The organism is Marinococcus sp. LNSP9103-4, assembly GCF_056034345.1.
Window position 1 is genome coordinate 1 of sequence record NZ_JBQLIA010000055.1, and the last position, 1,390, is coordinate 1,390.

Sequence of the window (1,390 nt, forward strand, 5' to 3'; positions counted from 1 at the left end):
TAACTCTAATGTTGCAGTTTTGAAAACAAATGTTGGTCATGGATTTAAATATTGGAAATCATCGACAATATCATCCAACCGAGGGCTTTGCGGGTCAGGCCACATGGTAAGCGTCATACACACTTTCCAGGGTGGCGCCCGCACGGGCGCGCTGATAAATATCCGCAATCTCTCGCCGTCGGTGATCCTGGTGACTGGCATGAAAGGCTTCACTGATGGTGCCCGCAAATACCCACGCAAGCAGCAGCCAGGCGGTTTGGAGGAGAAGCAGGTAGCGTCGGATGGCCGGGGCGCTCCGCAACCGGTATCCGCCCATCGACAGCTTGCCCTTGGCTTCCTGGAAAAAGGTTTCAATCGCCCACCGGTGCTGATACCAGGATAAGACGTCCGCCGCGGTCATCGAGGGGTCGGTGGAAAAGAAAAACCGGTACGCTTCGTGGGAAGCAGAAGCCCGGGAACCAACGACCACGCCCGAGAGGCCACTTTTCAACCGGCCCTGAAACCGAACCATTTCATAGGTGGTGGTCCGGACGGTCACAAGGTCCGGATCTTCCACCTGCCGGGCCCGTTGGGCCCAGTCTCTGGCTGGTAACGGCATGGGGGCCGTATCGAGCACCCGGTTGCTTTTAATGGCACCGATAAAATGCCAGCCCCGGTCCCGGACGGCACGGATCAGTTTTTCCGATGCGTACCAGCTGTCGGCCAGCACATAGACGGGACCATCGCCCACGTCGATGGTGCGAAGCTGCTGAAGGGCCAGGTCGATTTTACTGGGTCCGTGTTCTTTCTCATATCGTTCGATATGATAGGGATACAGGCGCTTGTTCGTGCCTGCCATGATGGTGAGCCATTGATGCCCGTAAACGGTTGTGCCGGTCTGATGATCAAAATGGTACCCGCCGTCGTCGATCGGATGGTGCGCCTGTGACGAGGGCTTCGATTTAGGAACCACGGTATCATCGATGGCGATCAGCACCGGGTTGGCGGAGGAAGCCTGCCGCCGGATATGCTGCAGCACCGAGCGCTGGAGCTTGCGCTCCAGGGCATGGTCATCCACCCGGGACGTTCGAAAAAACCGGGTCACCGACGAATGGTGGGCGTGATGATTGGCGGCTTCTTGAAGGGCCTTCACGCTCCCGTTGCGATGCTCCTGGGTCCAGCCTTCCAACAGCTTTTGCATATGACGGGCAGCCGGGGCGGACATAAAGAACCGGAGGTTCCATTGATCAAAGGCGTTGGCGATGCAGGAGGAATATGATACGGTAGACATGAGGTAGAATCCTTTCTCGATGGTGTTTTGGTCGATGTCATCGTACCGTATCAACGGGGATTCTGTCTCTTTTTTATTGATAATGGAAATAATTGTTAATAAACCCGCAACATAAAAGTA

1 protein-coding gene is annotated in these 1,390 nt (G+C 55.6%); it reads right to left on the minus strand.

What is annotated here, in order from left to right; translation table 11 throughout:
- Window positions 1-94: 94 nt before the first annotated feature.
- Window positions 95-1,270 carry an IS701 family transposase gene (locus tag ACTRXG_RS16820; RefSeq protein ID WP_474286064.1) on the minus strand — a complete coding sequence of 392 codons (1,176 nt, stop codon included), beginning with the start codon at window positions 1,268-1,270 and terminating at the stop codon, window positions 95-97.
- Between the last annotated feature and the right edge of the window lie 120 nt (window positions 1,271-1,390).